The following is a 14,567-nucleotide window of genomic DNA, read 5'->3' on the forward strand; positions in this document are numbered from 1 at the left end:
CGTCTTATCGTCGTGATGAATGCAAGAGTTGTGATATTATAACATTCTAAAGCTTGTGCAACGCTTAATTAACTATGACTACTTTGGTTTCACTAGAAAATATCTCCGTTTCGTTTGGCCAACGCCGCGTCCTTTCTGACGTTTCGCTGTCATTACGCCCGGGAAGAATACTTACGCTGCTTGGGCCGAACGGCGCAGGCAAATCCACCCTTGTGCGCGTGGTGCTTGGGCTGGTAGCACCCGACGAGGGCGTTATCAAGCGCGACAGGAGCCTGCGCATCGGCTATGTGCCGCAAAAACTGCACCTCGACGCCACGCTGCCGCTCACTGTCAGCCGCTTTATGCGCCTGCGCCCCGGTGTCCGCAAAGCAGATATTTTGCCTGCGCTCAAACGCGTGCAGGCGGGCCATTTGATTGACGCGCCGATGCAAAAGCTTTCCGGCGGCGAAACGCAGCGCGTGCTGCTGGCCCGCGCCCTGCTCAAGGAGCCACAGCTGCTGGTGCTTGATGAACCCACTCAGGGCGTGGACGTCAACGGCCAGGTAGCGCTTTACGATCTTATCGATAAGCTGCGCCAGGAGCTGAACTGCGCAGTGCTGATGGTCTCGCACGATCTGCATCTGGTAATGGCGAAAACCGATGACGTGCTTTGCCTTAATCACCATATCTGCTGCTCCGGCACGCCGGAAGTGGTCTCTACCCACCCGGAATTTATCGCCATGTTCGGCCCCCGCGGCGCGGAACAGCTGGGCATTTACCGCCATCACCATAACCATCGTCACGACCTTCAGGGACGGATTGTTTTACGCAGAGGAAACGGCCAGTCATGATTGAACTTCTTCTTCCCGGCTGGCTTGCCGGGATGCTGCTCGCCTGCGCCGCCGGGCCGCTTGGCTCGTTTGTGGTCTGGCGCAGGATGTCCTATTTCGGCGATACGCTGGCGCACGCATCGCTGCTGGGCGTGGCCTTCGGGCTGCTGCTGAATGTTAACCCTTTCTACGCGGTCATCGCCGTCACGCTGCTGCTGGCGCTGGGTCTGGTCTGGCTTGAGAAACGTCCGCATCTCGCTATCGACACCCTGCTCGGCATCATGGCGCACAGCGCGCTTTCGCTCGGGCTGGTGGTGGTGAGCCTTATGGCAAACATTCGCGTCGATCTGATGGCTTACCTGTTTGGCGACCTGCTGGCGGTAACGCCTGCCGATCTGGTTTCTATCGCGCTTGGCGTCGTGGTGGTGATAAGCGTGCTCTGCTGGCAGTGGCGCAACCTGCTCGCCATGACCATCAGCGCCGACCTGGCGTTTGTGGACGGCGTTCGTCTGCAGCGCGTGAAGCTTTTGCTGATGCTGGTGACAGCGCTGACGATTGGCGTGGCGATGAAGTTTGTCGGCGCGCTGATTATCACTTCACTGCTGATTATTCCGGCCGCTACGGCGCGACGCTTCGCCCGCACGCCGGAGCAAATGGCGGGCTTTGCGGTGATAATCGGCATGCTGGCAGTGACTGGCGGCCTCACTTTTTCCGCCTTTTACGACACACCGGCGGGCCCTTCCGTGGTGCTGTGCGCTGCGCTGCTGTTCATTCTCACCATGACAAAACGCATGCCGGCCTGAACGCTATCCTTAAAAAAGGCGCCCATTGCGGCGCCTTTTTTATTTCTGTTTCAGGGCATGGCGGGCGGCGTAATGCCGAAGTGGCTCCAGGCGCGCGTCGTCGCCATACGGCCGCGCGGCGTGCGCTGTAAAAAGCCCTGCTGAATAAGGAAAGGCTCCAGCACGTCTTCGATGGTTTCGCGCTCTTCGCCAATGGCCGCCGCGAGGTTATCCAGCCCCACCGGACCGCCGAAAAACTTATCAATCACCGCCAGCAGCAGCTTGCGGTCCATGTAGTCGAAACCTTCAGCGTCCACGTTGAGCATATCAAGCGCCTGCGCCGCCACGTCCTGGCTGATAACGCCATCATGGCGAACTTCCGCGAAGTCGCGCACGCGTCTTAACAGCCGGTTGGCGATACGCGGCGTGCCGCGAGAGCGACGCGCGACCTCAAGCGCCCCCTCCTCGCTCATCTCCAGCCCCATATAGCGGGCGCTGCGGCTGACGATATGCTGCAAATCGGGCACCTGATAGAACTCCAGGCGCTGCACAATGCCAAAGCGGTCGCGCAGCGGCGAGGTGAGCGACCCGGCGCGCGTCGTCGCGCCAATCAACGTGAAGGGCGGCAAATCAATTTTTATCGAACGCGCCGCCGGCCCTTCGCCAATCATGATGTCGAGCTGGTAATCCTCCATTGCCGGATAAAGCACCTCTTCAACCACCGGCGACAGACGATGAATTTCATCAATGAACAGCACGTCGTGCGGCTCAAGGTTGGTGAGCATGGCCGCCAGATCGCCCGCCTTTTCCAGCACCGGGCCCGATGTGGTGCGCAGGTTAACGCCCATTTCATTGGCGACAATATTGGCGAGTGTTGTTTTGCCAAGCCCCGGCGGGCCGAAAATCAGCAGATGGTCCAGCGCGTCGCCGCGCAGTTTCGCCGCCTGGATAAAGATTTCCATCTGCGAGCGCACCTGCGGCTGACCGACATACTCACTCAGTAGTTTGGGACGGATAGCGCGGTCCGCCACCTCTTCCGCCACGATGCTGCCCGGTGCGACCAGGCGATCTGCTTCAATCATCCTCTACCTCACAATGCCGCGCGCAGCGCTTCGCGGATCAGGGTTTCACTGTCTGCGTCCGGGCGGGCAATTTTACTGACCATGCGGCTGGCTTCCTGCGGTTTATAACCCAGCGCCACCAGCGCGGCAACCGCTTCTGCTTCCGCGTCGTCCGGCTGCGGACCGGCAGGCGACGCCAGCACCAGATCCGCCGCTGGCGTAAAGAGATCGCCGTGCAACCCTTTGAAGCGATCTTTCATCTCCACCACCAGACGCTCGGCGGTTTTTTTGCCAATGCCCGGCAGCTTCACCAGCATAGCGGGTTCTTCACGCTCAACGGCGTTAACGAACTGCTGAGCGGACATGCCGGAAAGAATAGCGAGCGCAAGCTTAGGGCCTACGCCGTTGACCTTGATAAGCTCGCGGAACAGCGTGCGCTCCTGCTTGTTGTTAAAACCAAACAGCAATTGCGCATCTTCGCGCACCACAAAATGGGTAAAGACCACTGCTTCATTGCCGGTTTCCGGCAGTTCATAAAAGCAGGTCATCGGCATATGGACTTCATAACCGACGCCGCCCGCTTCCAGCAATACCAGCGGGGGCTGTTTTTCCAGTACGATGCCTCTGAGTCGGCCTATCACGATGCGCTCCTGCGTTAACTAGCGAAAAAAGTGAGCCTATCATATAAAAAAGGCTGGATAGGTATCCAGCCTCAGATAAAAAAACAAACCGTTAAAAAGCGCACTTTTTGTCGTCCGACATCCTGAGAAGGGGGATTTTACGACGCAGCGCGCTTTTTTGCTTCTTCAGCGCAGACGGCCCCGCGCCAGGTTCAGGCGCGATTCGCTGACCTGCGCGGCGTTCTGGCTGACATGACAGTGGGTAATGGCGATAGCCAGCGCATCTGCGGCATCCGCCTGGGGGTTCGCGGGCAGCTTAAGCAGCGTGCGCACCATATGCTGCACCTGGCTTTTTTCCGCGCTGCCAATGCCGACCACCGTCTGCTTCACCTGACGCGCCGCATATTCAAACACCGGCAGCTCGTGGTTAACCGCCGCGACAATCGCCGCGCCCCTGGCCTGCCCAAGCTTAAGCGCAGAGTCAGCGTTTTTCGCCATAAATACCTGCTCGATGGCGAAGTAATCCGGATGGAACTGGGTGATGATTTCGCTTACGCCCGCGTAGATTAGCTTTAAGCGCGAGGGAAGATCGGCGATGTTGGTGCGGATACAACCGCTGCCAAGATAGGTAAGCTGTCGCCCCGTCTGGCGGATAACGCCGTAACCGGTAATGCGCGAACCGGGATCAATACCGAGAATAATAGACATCACGCTTCTCCGCCGCGAAGGGATAACCGCCGCCCGGCTTGCCGGAGAGCCGCTTTCCCCTGCCGCTCCCTGAGCGCGGTCAGGCCGCGCTCAGAGGAGAAGGAAGCGCCCGCCGCAATGAAGCGGGCTGCTGTCACAGGGTGGCTGCTACTTCGTCGGAGATCTCACCGTTGTGGTAAACCTCCTGCACGTCGTCGCAGTCTTCCAGCATGTCGATAAGACGCAGCAGCTTCGGCGCAGTGTCTACGTCCATATCCGCTTTGGTGGAAGGGATCATCGAGACTTCAGCGTTGTCCGCTTTCAGGCCCGCCGCTTCCAGCGCGTCGCGCACCGCGCCCATCTCTTCCCAGGCGGTGTAAACGTCGATAGCGCCGTCGTCGTAAGTCACGACATCTTCCGCGCCCGCTTCCAGCGCCGCTTCCATGATGGTGTCTTCGTCGCCCGCTTCGAAGGAGATAACCCCTTTCTTGCTGAACAGGTAAGCGACGGAGCCGTCGGTGCCGAGGTTGCCGCCGCACTTGCTGAACGCATGACGCACTTCCGCTACGGTACGGTTGCGGTTGTCGGAGAGACATTCCACCATCACGGCGGTGCCGCCCGGGCCGTAGCCTTCGTAAATGATGGTTTCCATGTTCGCGTCTTCATCGCCGCCGACGCCGCGCGCGATAGCGCGGTTCAGGGTGTCGCGCGTCATGTTGTTTGACAGCGCTTTGTCGATAGCCGCGCGCAGACGCGGGTTAGAACCCGGATCGCCGCCGCCCAGACGCGCCGCTGTCACCAGCTCGCGAATAATCTTGGTGAAAATCTTACCGCGCTTGGCATCCTGTGCCGCTTTGCGGTGTTTCGTGTTGGCCCATTTACTATGACCTGCCATAACAATCTCCAAAAGCGCCTTAATCAGGCGGCATCAATTACAAACTCTTCAATCGCCTGCCGGTTGCTCCACGACTTAGTCAGGGCGGCGGCGGCATGCGCCTCCTCCCACCGATAAGCCAGATGCTCGCTGATGCTTACCGGCCTTTCGCTCGGCAACGCAAGACAGAACCAGTATTCCGTATTGCGTATAATCCCCGGCGCGTAGCGATGACGCAAATGAGGAAAGATTTCAAACTCCACGCAGCGCTGACAGTCGATTAGCTCAAGTTGCTCCAGGGCAACGTCCACCTCGACCTCTTCCTTTACTTCACGCTGCGCGGCCTCGCGTGGACTCTCCCCCGCCTCCAGGCTGCCGGTGACCGACTGCCAGAAATCGGGGTCGTCCCGCCGCTGCAACATCAGCACCCGTCCGGTATCTTGCGCATAAATGACGACCAGTACCGAAACAGGGTGCTTGAATGGCATATTACTTGTTCTCCAGCGGCTTCTCTTTCGCGACCACCTGGATACCCAGCTCAGTTAAGGAAGCCGGGTTCGCGAAGCTTGGCGCTTCGGTCATCAGACAGGCCGCCGCGGTGGTTTTCGGGAACGCGATAACGTCGCGGATGTTGTCGGTGCCGGTCAACAGCATGGTCAGGCGATCGAGACCGAAGGCCAGGCCTGCGTGCGGCGGCGTGCCAAACTTCAGCGCGTCCAGCAGGAAGCCGAATTTCTCGCGTTGCTCCTGCTCGTTAATGCCGAGAATGGCGAACACGGTCTGCTGCATTTCACCGCTGTGAATACGCACAGAGCCGCCGCCCACTTCGTAACCGTTGATAACCATATCGTAAGCGTTGGCTACGGCCTCTTCCGGCGCCGCTTTCAGTTGGGCGGCGGTCATCTCTTTCGGCGAGGTGAACGGGTGATGCATCGCGGTCAGGCCGCCTTCGCCGTCGTCTTCAAACATCGGGAAGTCGATAACCCACAGCGGCGCCCATTTGCTCTCGTCGGTCAGATTCAGATCTTTGCCAAGCTTCAGGCGCAGCGCGCCGAGCGCGTCGGCTACCACTTTTTTGTTGTCGGCGCCGAAGAAAATCATGTCGCCGTCCTGTGCGCCGGTGCGCTCAAGGATAGCCTCCACGATTTCCGCGTTCAGGAACTTCGCCACCGGGCTGGTAATGCCTTCAAGACCTTTAGCACGCTCGTTGACTTTAATATAAGCCAGACCTTTGGCGCCGTAGATTTCGATAAATTTGCCGTAGTCGTCAATTTGTTTACGGCTAAGCTGCGCGCCGCCCGGCACGCGCAGCGCGGCAACGCGGCCTTTGGCATCGTTAGCCGGGCCGGAGAAGACCTTAAACTCCACCGCTTTCAGCAGATCGGCAACGTCCACCAGCTCCATCGGGTTACGCAGGTCCGGCTTGTCAGAGCCGTAGCGGCGCTCCGCTTCCGCAAAGGTCATGATGGGGAACTGGCCCAGATCCACGCCTTTGACCTCCAGCCACAGCTGGCGGATCAGTTTTTCCATCACCTCACGCACCTGAGGCGCGGTCATGAAGGAGGTTTCCACGTCGATTTGGGTAAATTCCGGCTGGCGGTCGGCGCGCAGGTCTTCGTCGCGGAAGCATTTTACTATCTGATAATAACGGTCGAAGCCGGACATCATCAGCAGCTGTTTGAAAAGCTGCGGGGACTGCGGGAGCGCGTAGAATTTGCCTTTATGAACGCGGGAAGGCACCAGATAGTCGCGCGCGCCTTCCGGCGTGGCTTTGGTCAGCATCGGGGTTTCGATGTCGAGGAAGCCGTTGTCGTCCATAAAGCGGCGTACAAAGCTGGTGATTTTCGCGCGGGTTTTCAGGCGCTGCGCCATTTCCGGACGACGCAGATCGAGGTAGCGGTATTTCAGACGCGCTTCTTCGCTGTTGACCTGGTTGGAGTCGAGCGGCAGCGGCTCGGCGCGGTTGATGATGGTCAGCTCAGTGGCGAACACTTCCACTTCGCCGGTCGCCATATCGCGGTTAACGTTTTTGTCGTCACGCGCACGCACGGTGCCGGTGATTTGAATGCAAAACTCATTACGCAGCTCGGAGGCCAGGTTGAAAGCGTCGGCGCGATCCGGGTCGAAGAACACCTGCACGATGCCTTCACGGTCGCGCATGTCGATAAAGATCAAGCTGCCGAGATCGCGACGGCGATTAACCCAGCCACACAGCGTTACCTGTTGCCCCACATGGGACTTATTAAGCTGCCCGCAATATTCTGTACGCATGAGATATCCCTTAAGTTTGCCGCAGGCCGTTGGTCACCTGCCCTGCAGGCTTTAGTGTCGCAGCATTTATCTGGATGAAAAAAGGCGGCCATTATACTGGAAATTCCGGGCTGCGATAAGCCCGCCGCCGCCTGCTCGCGCGTTTGTCGCGCGTGATGTTGCTTATTCTCACAAAAATTAACAAAAATAGTAAACCGCTTGCCGGGTTTGAGAGCGTAAGGTACGGAACCTGCTACTAAAATCATGGAGTCATCATGTTAAAACTCAATGCCGCTACCACCGCGCTGGTGGTTATCGATCTTCAGGAAGGCATTCTGCCCTTTGCCGGCGGCCCGCATAGCGCGGACGACGTGGTTTCCCGCGCAGCCCGCCTCGCGGAGAAGTTCCGTGCCCATAAAGCGCCAGTGGTGATGGTGCGCGTCGGCTGGTCGAAAGATTTCGGCGAGGCGCTCAAGCAGCCAGTGGATGCCGCCGTCACCGCGCATGCCCTGCCTGATGAATGGTGGCATTACCCGGTAGCGCTCGGCAAACGCGACAGCGATATTGAAGTGACCAAGCGCCAGTGGGGCGCCTTCTATGGCACCGATCTGGAGCTACAATTACGTCGTCGCGGCATTGATACTATCGTGTTGTGCGGCATCTCCACCAATATCGGCGTGGAATCTACCGCCCGCAACGCCTGGGAACTTGGCTTCTCGCTGGTGATTGCTGAAGACGCCTGCAGCGCCGCCACCCGCGAACAGCACCAGGGCAGCATGACCCATATTTTCCCGCGCATCGCTCGCGTGCGCACCACTGAGGAGATCCTCGCGGCGCTTTAAGCCGCGCGCTTATGCTCTATATCGGCTTGCCGCAATGGTCGCACCCGGGATGGGTGCGGCTTGGCATCACCTCCCTTGAGGACTACGCCCGCCACTTCAACTGCGTGGAGGGCAACACCACGCTTTACGCGCTGCCTAAAGCGGAAATTGTCGAGCGCTGGAAAGCGCAAACTACCGACGATTTCCGCTTCTGCTTTAAATTTCCGGCCACCATTTCCCACCAGGCGGCGTTGCGCCACTGCGAGGAGCAGACCAGCGAGTTTTTCTCCCGCATGGCGCCGCTTGCCGGGCGCATCGGCCAGTACTGGCTCCAGTTGCCCGCCGCGTTCGGCCCGCGGGATTTGCCCGCGCTTTGGGCTTTTCTTGATGCGTTGCCAACCGAGTTTACCTATGGCGTGGAAGTGCGCCACCCGGAATTTTTCGCCAAAGGCGACGTGGAGCAGACGCTCAACCGCGGGCTGAAGGCGCGCGGCGTCAACCGCGTTATTCTCGACAGCCGCCCGGTGCACAGCGCACAGCCGCACAGCGAAGCGGTACGCGACGCCCAGCGAAAAAAACCGGTTGTGCCGGTGCATGCGCTGGTCACGGCGCGCAACCCGCTGGTGCGCTTTATCGGCAGCGATGACATGGAGCAAAACCTCAATTTCTTCCAGGACTGGTTGAGAAAGCTGCCAGGCTGGGAGCAAACCACCACCCCGTATCTCTTTTTACATACGCCGGACATCGCCCAGGCGCCGGAGCTGGTGCATACGCTCTGGCCGATGCTTCAACGGGTTATCCCCTCGCTTGGCCCCGAACCCGCCATTCCACAGCAAAACACCCTCTTCTAGCAGAGCGACAAGCCGCGCGGCTCACGCTATGATAAGCGGGCCTCTGGATGGGTGTTTAAGGGAGTTGCTATGGTAAGCGCGCTGTATGCTGTACTGGGTGCGTTGTTGCTGCTTAAGTTTTCGGTAGATGTGGTGCGCCTTCGCACGCAATATCGCGTGGCGTATGGCGATGGCGGCTTTAGCGAACTGCAAATCGCTATCCGCGTTCACGGCAATGCCGTGGAGTACATTCCTGTCGCCCTGCTGCTATTGTTGTTGATGGAGATGAACGGCGCCGAAACCTGGCTCGTTCACGTCGGCGGCATTTTGCTAATCCTCGGACGGCTGATGCATTACTACGGCTTTCATAACCGGCTGATACGCTGGCGGCGTTCCGGCATGAGCGCGACCTGGTGCGCGCTGGTGCTGATGGTGCTGGCGAATCTCTGGTATATGCCGTGGGAGTTGGTTTTCGCGCTTCATTAGCGCAAAATACGCCCCTTTCGTTTTTCCTCGGATTCAAACGCTATGTCTAACCGCGACACGCTGTTCTCCGCTCCCATCGCCCGTCTGGGCGACTGGACTTTCGATGAGCGGGTGGCTGAAGTCTTCCCCGATATGATTCAGCGTTCGGTGCCAGGCTATTCCAATATTATCTCTATGATTGGCATGCTGGCGGAACGCTTTGTCCAGCCCGCAAGCCAGGTTTACGACCTCGGCTGTTCGCTTGGCGCGGCAACGCTCTCAGTTCGCCGCAACATTCACCACGAAGGCTGCAAAATCATCGCCGTGGATAATTCAAAAGCCATGGTGGAGCGCTGTCGCCGTCATATCGATGCCTTTAAAGCGCAAACGCCAGTAGAGGTGATTGAAGACGATATCCGCAATATCACCCTTGAGAACGCCTCACTGGTGGTGCTGAATTTTACGCTTCAGTTTCTCAACCCGGACGATCGCCTGACGCTGCTGACAAAAATCTATCAGGGCCTTAACCCCGGCGGCGCGCTGGTGCTTTCGGAAAAATTCAGCTTTGAAGATAAAGAGATGGGCGAGCTGCTGTTCAACATGCACCACGATTTCAAGCGCGCCAACGGCTACAGCGAACTGGAAATCAGCCAGAAGCGCAGCATGCTGGAGAACGTAATGCTCACTGACTCGGTGGAAACGCACAAAGCACGGCTGCGCCAGGCGGGCTTCGAGCACAGCGAACTCTGGTTCCAGTGCTTTAACTTCGGCTCGCTGGTGGCGGTGAAGAACGGGAGCGCGGCATGATCGATTTTGGCCGTTTTTACCAGCAGATTGCCTGCAGCCCGCTCAGCCCATGGCTGGAAACCCTTCCCGCGCAGATTGCCGCCTGGCAGCGTGAATCGCTGCACGGGCAGTTTAAGCAGTGGGCGAATTCGCTGGAGAACCTGCCTGCGCTGACCCCGGAGCGCCTTGATCTGCTGCATGGCGTTAGCGCACAAATGCAAGCACCGCTGGCGCAGGGGCAGCAGATGCGCATTGAGAAGCTGCTGCGCACGCTGATGCCGTGGCGCAAAGGCCCCTTCTCGCTTTATGGCGTGAACATCGATACCGAATGGCGTTCCGATCTCAAGTGGGAGCGCGTGCTGCCGCACATCGCCCCGCTTGCCGGGCGCACGATTCTGGACGTAGGCTGCGGCAGCGGTTATCACCTGTGGCGCATGGTAGGCGCAGGCGCGAAGCTCGCGGTGGGCATCGACCCGACCCAGCTTTTTCTCTGCCAGTTCGAGGCGGTGCGCAAGCTGCTCGGCGATGACCAGCGCGCGCACCTGCTGCCGCTTGGCATTGAGCAGATGCCCGCGCTGAACGCCTTCGACACCGTCTTTTCAATGGGCGTGCTATACCATCGCCGTTCGCCGCTTGAGCACCTCTGGCAGCTTAAGGATCAGTTGGTTAACGAAGGCGAGCTGGTGCTGGAAACGCTGGTGGTGGAAGGCGACGCCAATACCGTGCTGGTGCCGGGCGAACGTTACGCGCAGATGCGCAATGTCTATTTCATCCCTTCCGCGCTGGCGCTTAAGAACTGGCTGGAGAAGTGCGGCTTTGTGGACGTGCGCATCGCCGACCACTGCCTGACCACCAGCGAAGAGCAGCGTCGCACCGACTGGATGACCAGCGAATCGCTGGCGGACTTCCTCGACCCACACGACAGCAGCAAAACGGTGGAAGGCTATCCGGCCCCGCTGCGCGCTGTGCTGGTGGCACGCAAGCCCTGATAAAAAGGGCAACCGCCCCCGTTTTTTCGCTAAGACAAAAAGCGCGCTCCTGAACTACGCTTGCAACAGACCGTTTTTCCGGAGCGCCCATTATGACCACCGAAACCGTCCACCGCTGGCCCCTTCCCGCCATCAACGGCTACAGCAACGATATTGATCACTTCGAACATCTTTTTGAGGTCCAGGCCACGCGCTGGGGGTTGCAGGAGGTCGAGCTCGGCAGCACCGGACACGGCATGATCTCCCTCTGGCAGTCGGTGGCGGCGAACAAGCGGTTGCCGCACGTGCTGCTTGCCGCCGGGTTTCACGGCGATGAACCGGCTGGAAGCTGGGGGCTGCTTAACTTTCTACAGCACAACTCCCCGCTGCTGCTCGATAAAATTTGCCTTACCTTTTTGCCGCTGGTGAATTTCAGCGGTATGCGCAACGGCCAGCGGCTGACCGCAGGCGGCAGAGATATGGCGAAGGGTTATGGCGTTGAGCCGCCCGCTTCTGAGGAAGCCGACCTGCTGCAGGCGAGCCTGCCGCTGCTGAAAGAGGCGGCGCGGGACGGTCTGCTCTGCTGCGGCGAGGCGCTGGAAGCGGAGCACGCCTGGCTATACAGCTGGGAGCCGGGAGGCGAGCCGGACGCTTTCTCCCTGACGCTTCGCGATGAACTGGCGGAATGCTTTCCCTTACACAGCGACGCCTTGCTTGAAGGGTGCCGCTGCCGGGAGGGGATTATTCATAACTATTTTGACGACAGCTTCGCCGCCTGGCTGGTAGCCGAAGGCGCGGCGGTCGCGGCAAGAATTAAAACGCCAGGCAAAGCGTCTTTTGAACAGCGTATATTTGCCCATCACATGTTGACCAGCGCGTTTATTTCCGCCGTCATCAATCGAATGAGTTAATCTATTTCTTAAGGTGCTTATTTACGGCGCTGGCTTGCTCGCCAGACGGGCAATAAAACGTAGGTTTATATTGCCAGGCGGGAAAACGCGACTGTCGGCATCTTCCCGCCTGGCAAAAAAAGAAAAACCGCCCGTAGGCGGTTATTTTCAGCCTGCCGGCAGCGATTAATGTTTAATCTCAACCAGTTCTTTTACATCAGCTTTGTTGATTTGCTGCTTCACGCCATTGGCGTCTTTATAGCCCAGCAGGCCTGCTTCACTTTCCTGCGGCTTGCCCTGGCTTACAATGGTGCGGCCATCATTGGTGTGAATGGCGTAATTGCTGCTGGAGCACGCCGAAAGAAATAAAGACATCCCTACCAGTACGCCTGTTACGAGTGTTTTCTTCATATCCATCTCCTCATGTTATCTATTTCTTAATAACGTTAGTACATTCTGGCGATATATGCCTGGCAGGATTTAACAACCGCACAAAAATACCCTTTTCACGGCTCGTCTGTACTTTATGAAAAAAACGCTAAAATAAGGGGGGCGGAAAGAAAGCCGACTCGCGTGAGCAAGCGCAGCGGCAAAAGCGATAAAAAAAGCCCCAACAACACATTGGGGCCTGGTACGAGCAAGCATCATATTGGGCGACATGATGCGCGGTAAAAAACGGGCGTTATGAAAAATGACGGGTCGGCGTGAGCGCCGCTTTCATGGCGGCGACCATAGCGCCATCCACAACGTAGCGGGAATACTCATCGGTACGGGCATCGGAAGACATTGAGACATTCGCGTTGCGATAGCGCATTGGCGAAGCCACCTGAACTCCTGCCGAACTGTGAAGTTCGTCAACGCCCCCGGCAATAAAAGCGCCGAGGTTGCTGAGCCGTACACCTGCACCGGCCATAATGATTGGAGTACGGGATTGTGCTTTTAGTTCCCTTAATAATGAAAGTCCTTGCTCCGCCGTCGGCTGTTGGCCGGAAGTGAGGATGCGCGCCACGCCTAAATCCGCTAATTCTTCCAGCGCTTTCATAGGGTTAGCGCACATGTCAAACGCGCGATGAAACGTCACCGCCATGCCTTGTGAGGCATAAATAATTTTTTGCATGCGGGGAATATCCACGTCGCCCTCTTCGTTCAGCACCCCGGTGACCAGCCCCGGGTAGCCCAGTTCTCGCACGAAGGCGATATCGTCGAGCATCACTTCAAACTCCGCGTCGGTATAACAGAAGTCGCCGCCGCGGGGACGGATAATCGGGTGCACCGGGATTTTCACGCTTTCACGCACCCGCTTCAGCGTGCCCGGCGAAGGCGTCAGCCCACCCTCCGCGGGTGCCGCGCACAGTTCAATCCTGTCCGCCCCGGCGCGTTCGGCGGTGATCGCGCACGCCAGGCTGTAACAGCAAATTTCCAGCAAAGCCATTGATTTCTCCCTTATTAGCGTCAGCGGTTGTATCGATTTGCCACGGTGTTAGTCTGGAGTAACCACCGGGCAGGAGCAAATCATGACATTCAATTTTGACGAGGGTATCGACCGCCATCACAGCGACAGCGTGAAGTGGCGAAAATATGGCGAAGCGGTGCTGCCAATGTGGGTGGCGGACACGGATTACCGCGTGCCGGAGTGCATTACCCAGGCGCTGCAACGCCGGGTAGCGCATGGCGTTTTTGGCTACGGCGCGCACCCGACGGGGCTGGAGGAAGCGACCCTTAGCTGGTGCGAGCGGCGCTACGGCTGGAAAGTGGCGCCGCAGTGGCTGGTCTTTATGCCGGGCGTGGTCAGTTCGCTGAACCTTTGCGTTCGCGCCTTTACGCAGGCGGATGAACTTTCCATCGCCCCCACGCCCATCTATCCCCCTTTTCGCCGGGCCGCCGCGCTGGCCGATCGCCAGCAGCTTCTGGCGCCGCTAACGCTTGTGGATAACCGCTGGGTTCTCGATCTCAACGCCCTTGAAGGCCACCTCACTGGCCGGGAGCGGTTGCTGATGCTCTGCAACCCGCAAAACCCCGGCGGTACGGTTTATCGCCGTGAAGAGTTGCTGGCGCAGCTGGCGTTTGCCCGTAAGCACGATCTGATCGTCTGCTCAGACGAGATCCATTGCGATCTGCTGCTGGAGCCAGGCGTGCGCCACACGCCCTTCGCCACGCTGAATGAAGAGGCGGCCCAGCGCAGCATTACGCTGATGTCCCCCTCCAAGAGCTTTAACATCGCCGGGCTTGGCGCTTCGGTGGCGATAATCCCTAACCCGGAACTGCGTAAGCGGTTTAGCAAGGCGATGGCCGGTATTGTGCCGCATGTGGATGTGCTGGCGCTGACCGCCGCCGAAGCGGCCTGGCGCGACGGCGAGCCCTGGCTTGCGGCGCAATGCGACTATCTTCGCCGCAACCGGGACAGGCTGTGCGATAGCGTAACTGCCCTGCCCGGTCTGCGCGTTGCGCCGCCGCAGGCGACCTACCTTGCCTGGGTGGATGCAAGCGGCCTGGACGTAGAAAACCCGGCGCGTTTCTTCCACGCCGCCGGGTTAGGCTTTTCGCCAGGCAGTGATTTTGGCGAACCTCAGTTTGTGCGTATTAACTTCGGCTGCACCGCCGCCACGCTTGAGGAGGCAATCAATCGGCTAACGCGTGCGGTGAATACCAGGTCCGCGTAGTCAGCCAGACGTCTAAAACGATGGTAAGCCGCCCTGTGGGCGGCATTGTCGTTATTTATTGTTC

The 14,567-nt window shown here is 58.7% G+C and carries 17 protein-coding genes; 9 read left to right on the plus strand and 8 right to left on the minus strand.

The genetic code is table 11. The features are described from left to right. Positions 1–74: 74 nt before the first annotated feature. Both znuC and znuB read left to right on the plus strand, forming a co-directional pair. On the plus strand, positions 75–830 hold the full coding sequence (gene znuC, locus MT962_RS09605; RefSeq protein WP_024559038.1) for a zinc ABC transporter ATP-binding protein ZnuC: 756 nt from the start codon (positions 75–77) through the stop codon (positions 828–830). Next, entirely contained in the window at positions 827–1,612 is a 786-nt protein-coding gene (znuB, locus tag MT962_RS09610; RefSeq protein WP_247365476.1) for a zinc ABC transporter permease subunit ZnuB, read from the plus strand. Before znuC ends, znuB begins: the two co-directional genes overlap by 4 nt. A gap of 50 nt (positions 1,613–1,662) precedes the next feature. On the opposite strand, the gene ruvB is transcribed toward znuB, so the two are convergent. The 6 genes from ruvB to aspS form a co-directional block, all read right to left on the minus strand. Then, positions 1,663–2,673 (minus strand): Holliday junction branch migration DNA helicase RuvB, encoded by a 1,011-nt coding sequence (gene ruvB, locus MT962_RS09615; protein ID WP_024559040.1) that lies wholly within the window; start codon positions 2,671–2,673, stop codon positions 1,663–1,665. An 8-nt stretch (positions 2,674–2,681) separates the two neighbouring features. Beyond that, positions 2,682–3,293 carry a Holliday junction branch migration protein RuvA gene (gene ruvA / locus MT962_RS09620; RefSeq protein WP_024559041.1) on the minus strand — a complete coding sequence of 204 codons (612 nt, stop codon included), beginning with the start codon at positions 3,291–3,293 and terminating at the stop codon, positions 2,682–2,684. 165 nt (positions 3,294–3,458) lie between these two features. Next, positions 3,459–3,980 (minus strand): crossover junction endodeoxyribonuclease RuvC, encoded by a 522-nt coding sequence (gene ruvC / locus MT962_RS09625; protein WP_024559042.1) that lies wholly within the window; start codon positions 3,978–3,980, stop codon positions 3,459–3,461. A gap of 133 nt (positions 3,981–4,113) precedes the next feature. Continuing rightward, complete coding sequence (locus MT962_RS09630; protein ID WP_024559043.1) at positions 4,114–4,854, minus strand: YebC/PmpR family DNA-binding transcriptional regulator; 741 nt, start codon at positions 4,852–4,854, stop codon at positions 4,114–4,116. A gap of 23 nt (positions 4,855–4,877) precedes the next feature. Next, positions 4,878–5,321 carry a dihydroneopterin triphosphate diphosphatase gene (gene nudB, locus MT962_RS09635; RefSeq protein WP_024559044.1) on the minus strand — a complete coding sequence of 148 codons (444 nt, stop codon included), beginning with the start codon at positions 5,319–5,321 and terminating at the stop codon, positions 4,878–4,880. A gap of 1 nt (position 5,322) precedes the next feature. After that, positions 5,323–7,104: an aspartate--tRNA ligase gene (gene aspS, locus MT962_RS09640; protein WP_024559045.1), complete on the minus strand. Its 1,782-nt coding sequence runs from the start codon at positions 7,102–7,104 to the stop codon at positions 5,323–5,325. A 254-nt stretch (positions 7,105–7,358) separates the two neighbouring features. Between aspS and MT962_RS09645 the strand changes: the two genes are divergently transcribed. The 6 genes from MT962_RS09645 to MT962_RS09670 all read left to right on the plus strand — a co-directional run bounded on the left by MT962_RS09645 (position 7,359) and on the right by MT962_RS09670 (position 11,864). Further along, a complete protein-coding gene (locus tag MT962_RS09645; RefSeq protein ID WP_247365477.1) occupies positions 7,359–7,925 on the plus strand; it encodes a hydrolase in 567 nt (188 codons plus the stop codon). Between the two features lie 11 nt (positions 7,926–7,936). Next, positions 7,937–8,755, plus strand: a complete 819-nt coding sequence (locus tag MT962_RS09650) for a DUF72 domain-containing protein (protein ID WP_247365478.1) — start codon at positions 7,937–7,939, stop codon at positions 8,753–8,755. Positions 8,756–8,824: 69 nt separating this feature from the next. Continuing rightward, a complete protein-coding gene (locus MT962_RS09655; protein ID WP_024559048.1) occupies positions 8,825–9,220 on the plus strand; it encodes an MAPEG family protein in 396 nt (131 codons plus the stop codon). 42 nt (positions 9,221–9,262) lie between these two features. After that, on the plus strand, positions 9,263–10,006 hold the full coding sequence (cmoA, locus tag MT962_RS09660; protein WP_024559049.1) for a carboxy-S-adenosyl-L-methionine synthase CmoA: 744 nt from the start codon (positions 9,263–9,265) through the stop codon (positions 10,004–10,006). Then, complete coding sequence (gene cmoB / locus MT962_RS09665) at positions 10,003–10,974, plus strand: tRNA 5-methoxyuridine(34)/uridine 5-oxyacetic acid(34) synthase CmoB (RefSeq protein WP_024561043.1); 972 nt, start codon at positions 10,003–10,005, stop codon at positions 10,972–10,974. The genes cmoA and cmoB overlap by 4 nt, the downstream gene beginning before the upstream one ends. Positions 10,975–11,066: 92 nt before the next feature. After that, complete coding sequence (locus tag MT962_RS09670; protein WP_247365480.1) at positions 11,067–11,864, plus strand: hypothetical protein; 798 nt, start codon at positions 11,067–11,069, stop codon at positions 11,862–11,864. Between the two features lie 165 nt (positions 11,865–12,029). Here MT962_RS09670 and MT962_RS09675 read toward each other — a convergent pair whose 3' ends face one another. Both MT962_RS09675 and cutC read right to left on the minus strand, forming a co-directional pair. Next, on the minus strand, positions 12,030–12,254 hold the full coding sequence (locus MT962_RS09675; protein ID WP_024559052.1) for a YgdI/YgdR family lipoprotein: 225 nt from the start codon (positions 12,252–12,254) through the stop codon (positions 12,030–12,032). Positions 12,255–12,525: 271 nt separating this feature from the next. After that, positions 12,526–13,275, minus strand: coding sequence for a copper homeostasis protein CutC (cutC, locus tag MT962_RS09680; protein WP_247365481.1), 750 nt, complete (start codon positions 13,273–13,275; stop codon positions 12,526–12,528). Positions 13,276–13,357: 82 nt separating this feature from the next. Here cutC and MT962_RS09685 point away from each other — a divergent pair, with 82 nt between their 5' ends. After that, positions 13,358–14,503, plus strand: a complete 1,146-nt coding sequence (locus MT962_RS09685) for a PatB family C-S lyase (RefSeq protein ID WP_247365482.1) — start codon at positions 13,358–13,360, stop codon at positions 14,501–14,503. Positions 14,504–14,567: the final 64 nt, after the last annotated feature.

The sequence above is a fragment of the Franconibacter sp. IITDAS19 genome, from assembly GCF_023079515.1.
Classification (GTDB): Bacteria; Pseudomonadota; Gammaproteobacteria; order Enterobacterales; family Enterobacteriaceae; genus Franconibacter; species Franconibacter pulveris.

What these genes read in the sequence shown, in the direction of transcription:
- znuC (WP_024559038.1), top strand. Translation starts at nt 75, where the DNA reads ATGACTACTTTGGTTTCACTAGAAAATATCTCCGTTTCGTTTGGCCAA.
- znuB (WP_247365476.1), top strand. Translation starts at nt 827, where the DNA reads ATGATTGAACTTCTTCTTCCCGGCTGGCTTGCCGGGATGCTGCTCGCC.
- ruvB (WP_024559040.1), bottom strand. Translation starts at nt 2,673, where the DNA reads ATGATTGAAGCAGATCGCCTGGTCGCACCGGGCAGCATCGTGGCGGAA.
- ruvC (WP_024559042.1), bottom strand. Translation starts at nt 3,980, where the DNA reads ATGTCTATTATTCTCGGTATTGATCCCGGTTCGCGCATTACCGGTTAC.
- MT962_RS09630 (WP_024559043.1), bottom strand. Translation starts at nt 4,854, where the DNA reads ATGGCAGGTCATAGTAAATGGGCCAACACGAAACACCGCAAAGCGGCA.
- nudB (WP_024559044.1), bottom strand. Translation starts at nt 5,321, where the DNA reads ATGCCATTCAAGCACCCTGTTTCGGTACTGGTCGTCATTTATGCGCAA.
- aspS (WP_024559045.1), bottom strand. Translation starts at nt 7,104, where the DNA reads ATGCGTACAGAATATTGCGGGCAGCTTAATAAGTCCCATGTGGGGCAA.
- MT962_RS09645 (WP_247365477.1), top strand. Translation starts at nt 7,359, where the DNA reads ATGTTAAAACTCAATGCCGCTACCACCGCGCTGGTGGTTATCGATCTT.
- MT962_RS09650 (WP_247365478.1), top strand. Translation starts at nt 7,937, where the DNA reads ATGCTCTATATCGGCTTGCCGCAATGGTCGCACCCGGGATGGGTGCGG.
- MT962_RS09655 (WP_024559048.1), top strand. Translation starts at nt 8,825, where the DNA reads ATGGTAAGCGCGCTGTATGCTGTACTGGGTGCGTTGTTGCTGCTTAAG.
- cmoA (WP_024559049.1), top strand. Translation starts at nt 9,263, where the DNA reads ATGTCTAACCGCGACACGCTGTTCTCCGCTCCCATCGCCCGTCTGGGC.
- cmoB (WP_024561043.1), top strand. Translation starts at nt 10,003, where the DNA reads ATGATCGATTTTGGCCGTTTTTACCAGCAGATTGCCTGCAGCCCGCTC.
- MT962_RS09670 (WP_247365480.1), top strand. Translation starts at nt 11,067, where the DNA reads ATGACCACCGAAACCGTCCACCGCTGGCCCCTTCCCGCCATCAACGGC.
- MT962_RS09675 (WP_024559052.1), bottom strand. Translation starts at nt 12,254, where the DNA reads ATGAAGAAAACACTCGTAACAGGCGTACTGGTAGGGATGTCTTTATTT.
- cutC (WP_247365481.1), bottom strand. Translation starts at nt 13,275, where the DNA reads ATGGCTTTGCTGGAAATTTGCTGTTACAGCCTGGCGTGCGCGATCACC.
- MT962_RS09685 (WP_247365482.1), top strand. Translation starts at nt 13,358, where the DNA reads ATGACATTCAATTTTGACGAGGGTATCGACCGCCATCACAGCGACAGC.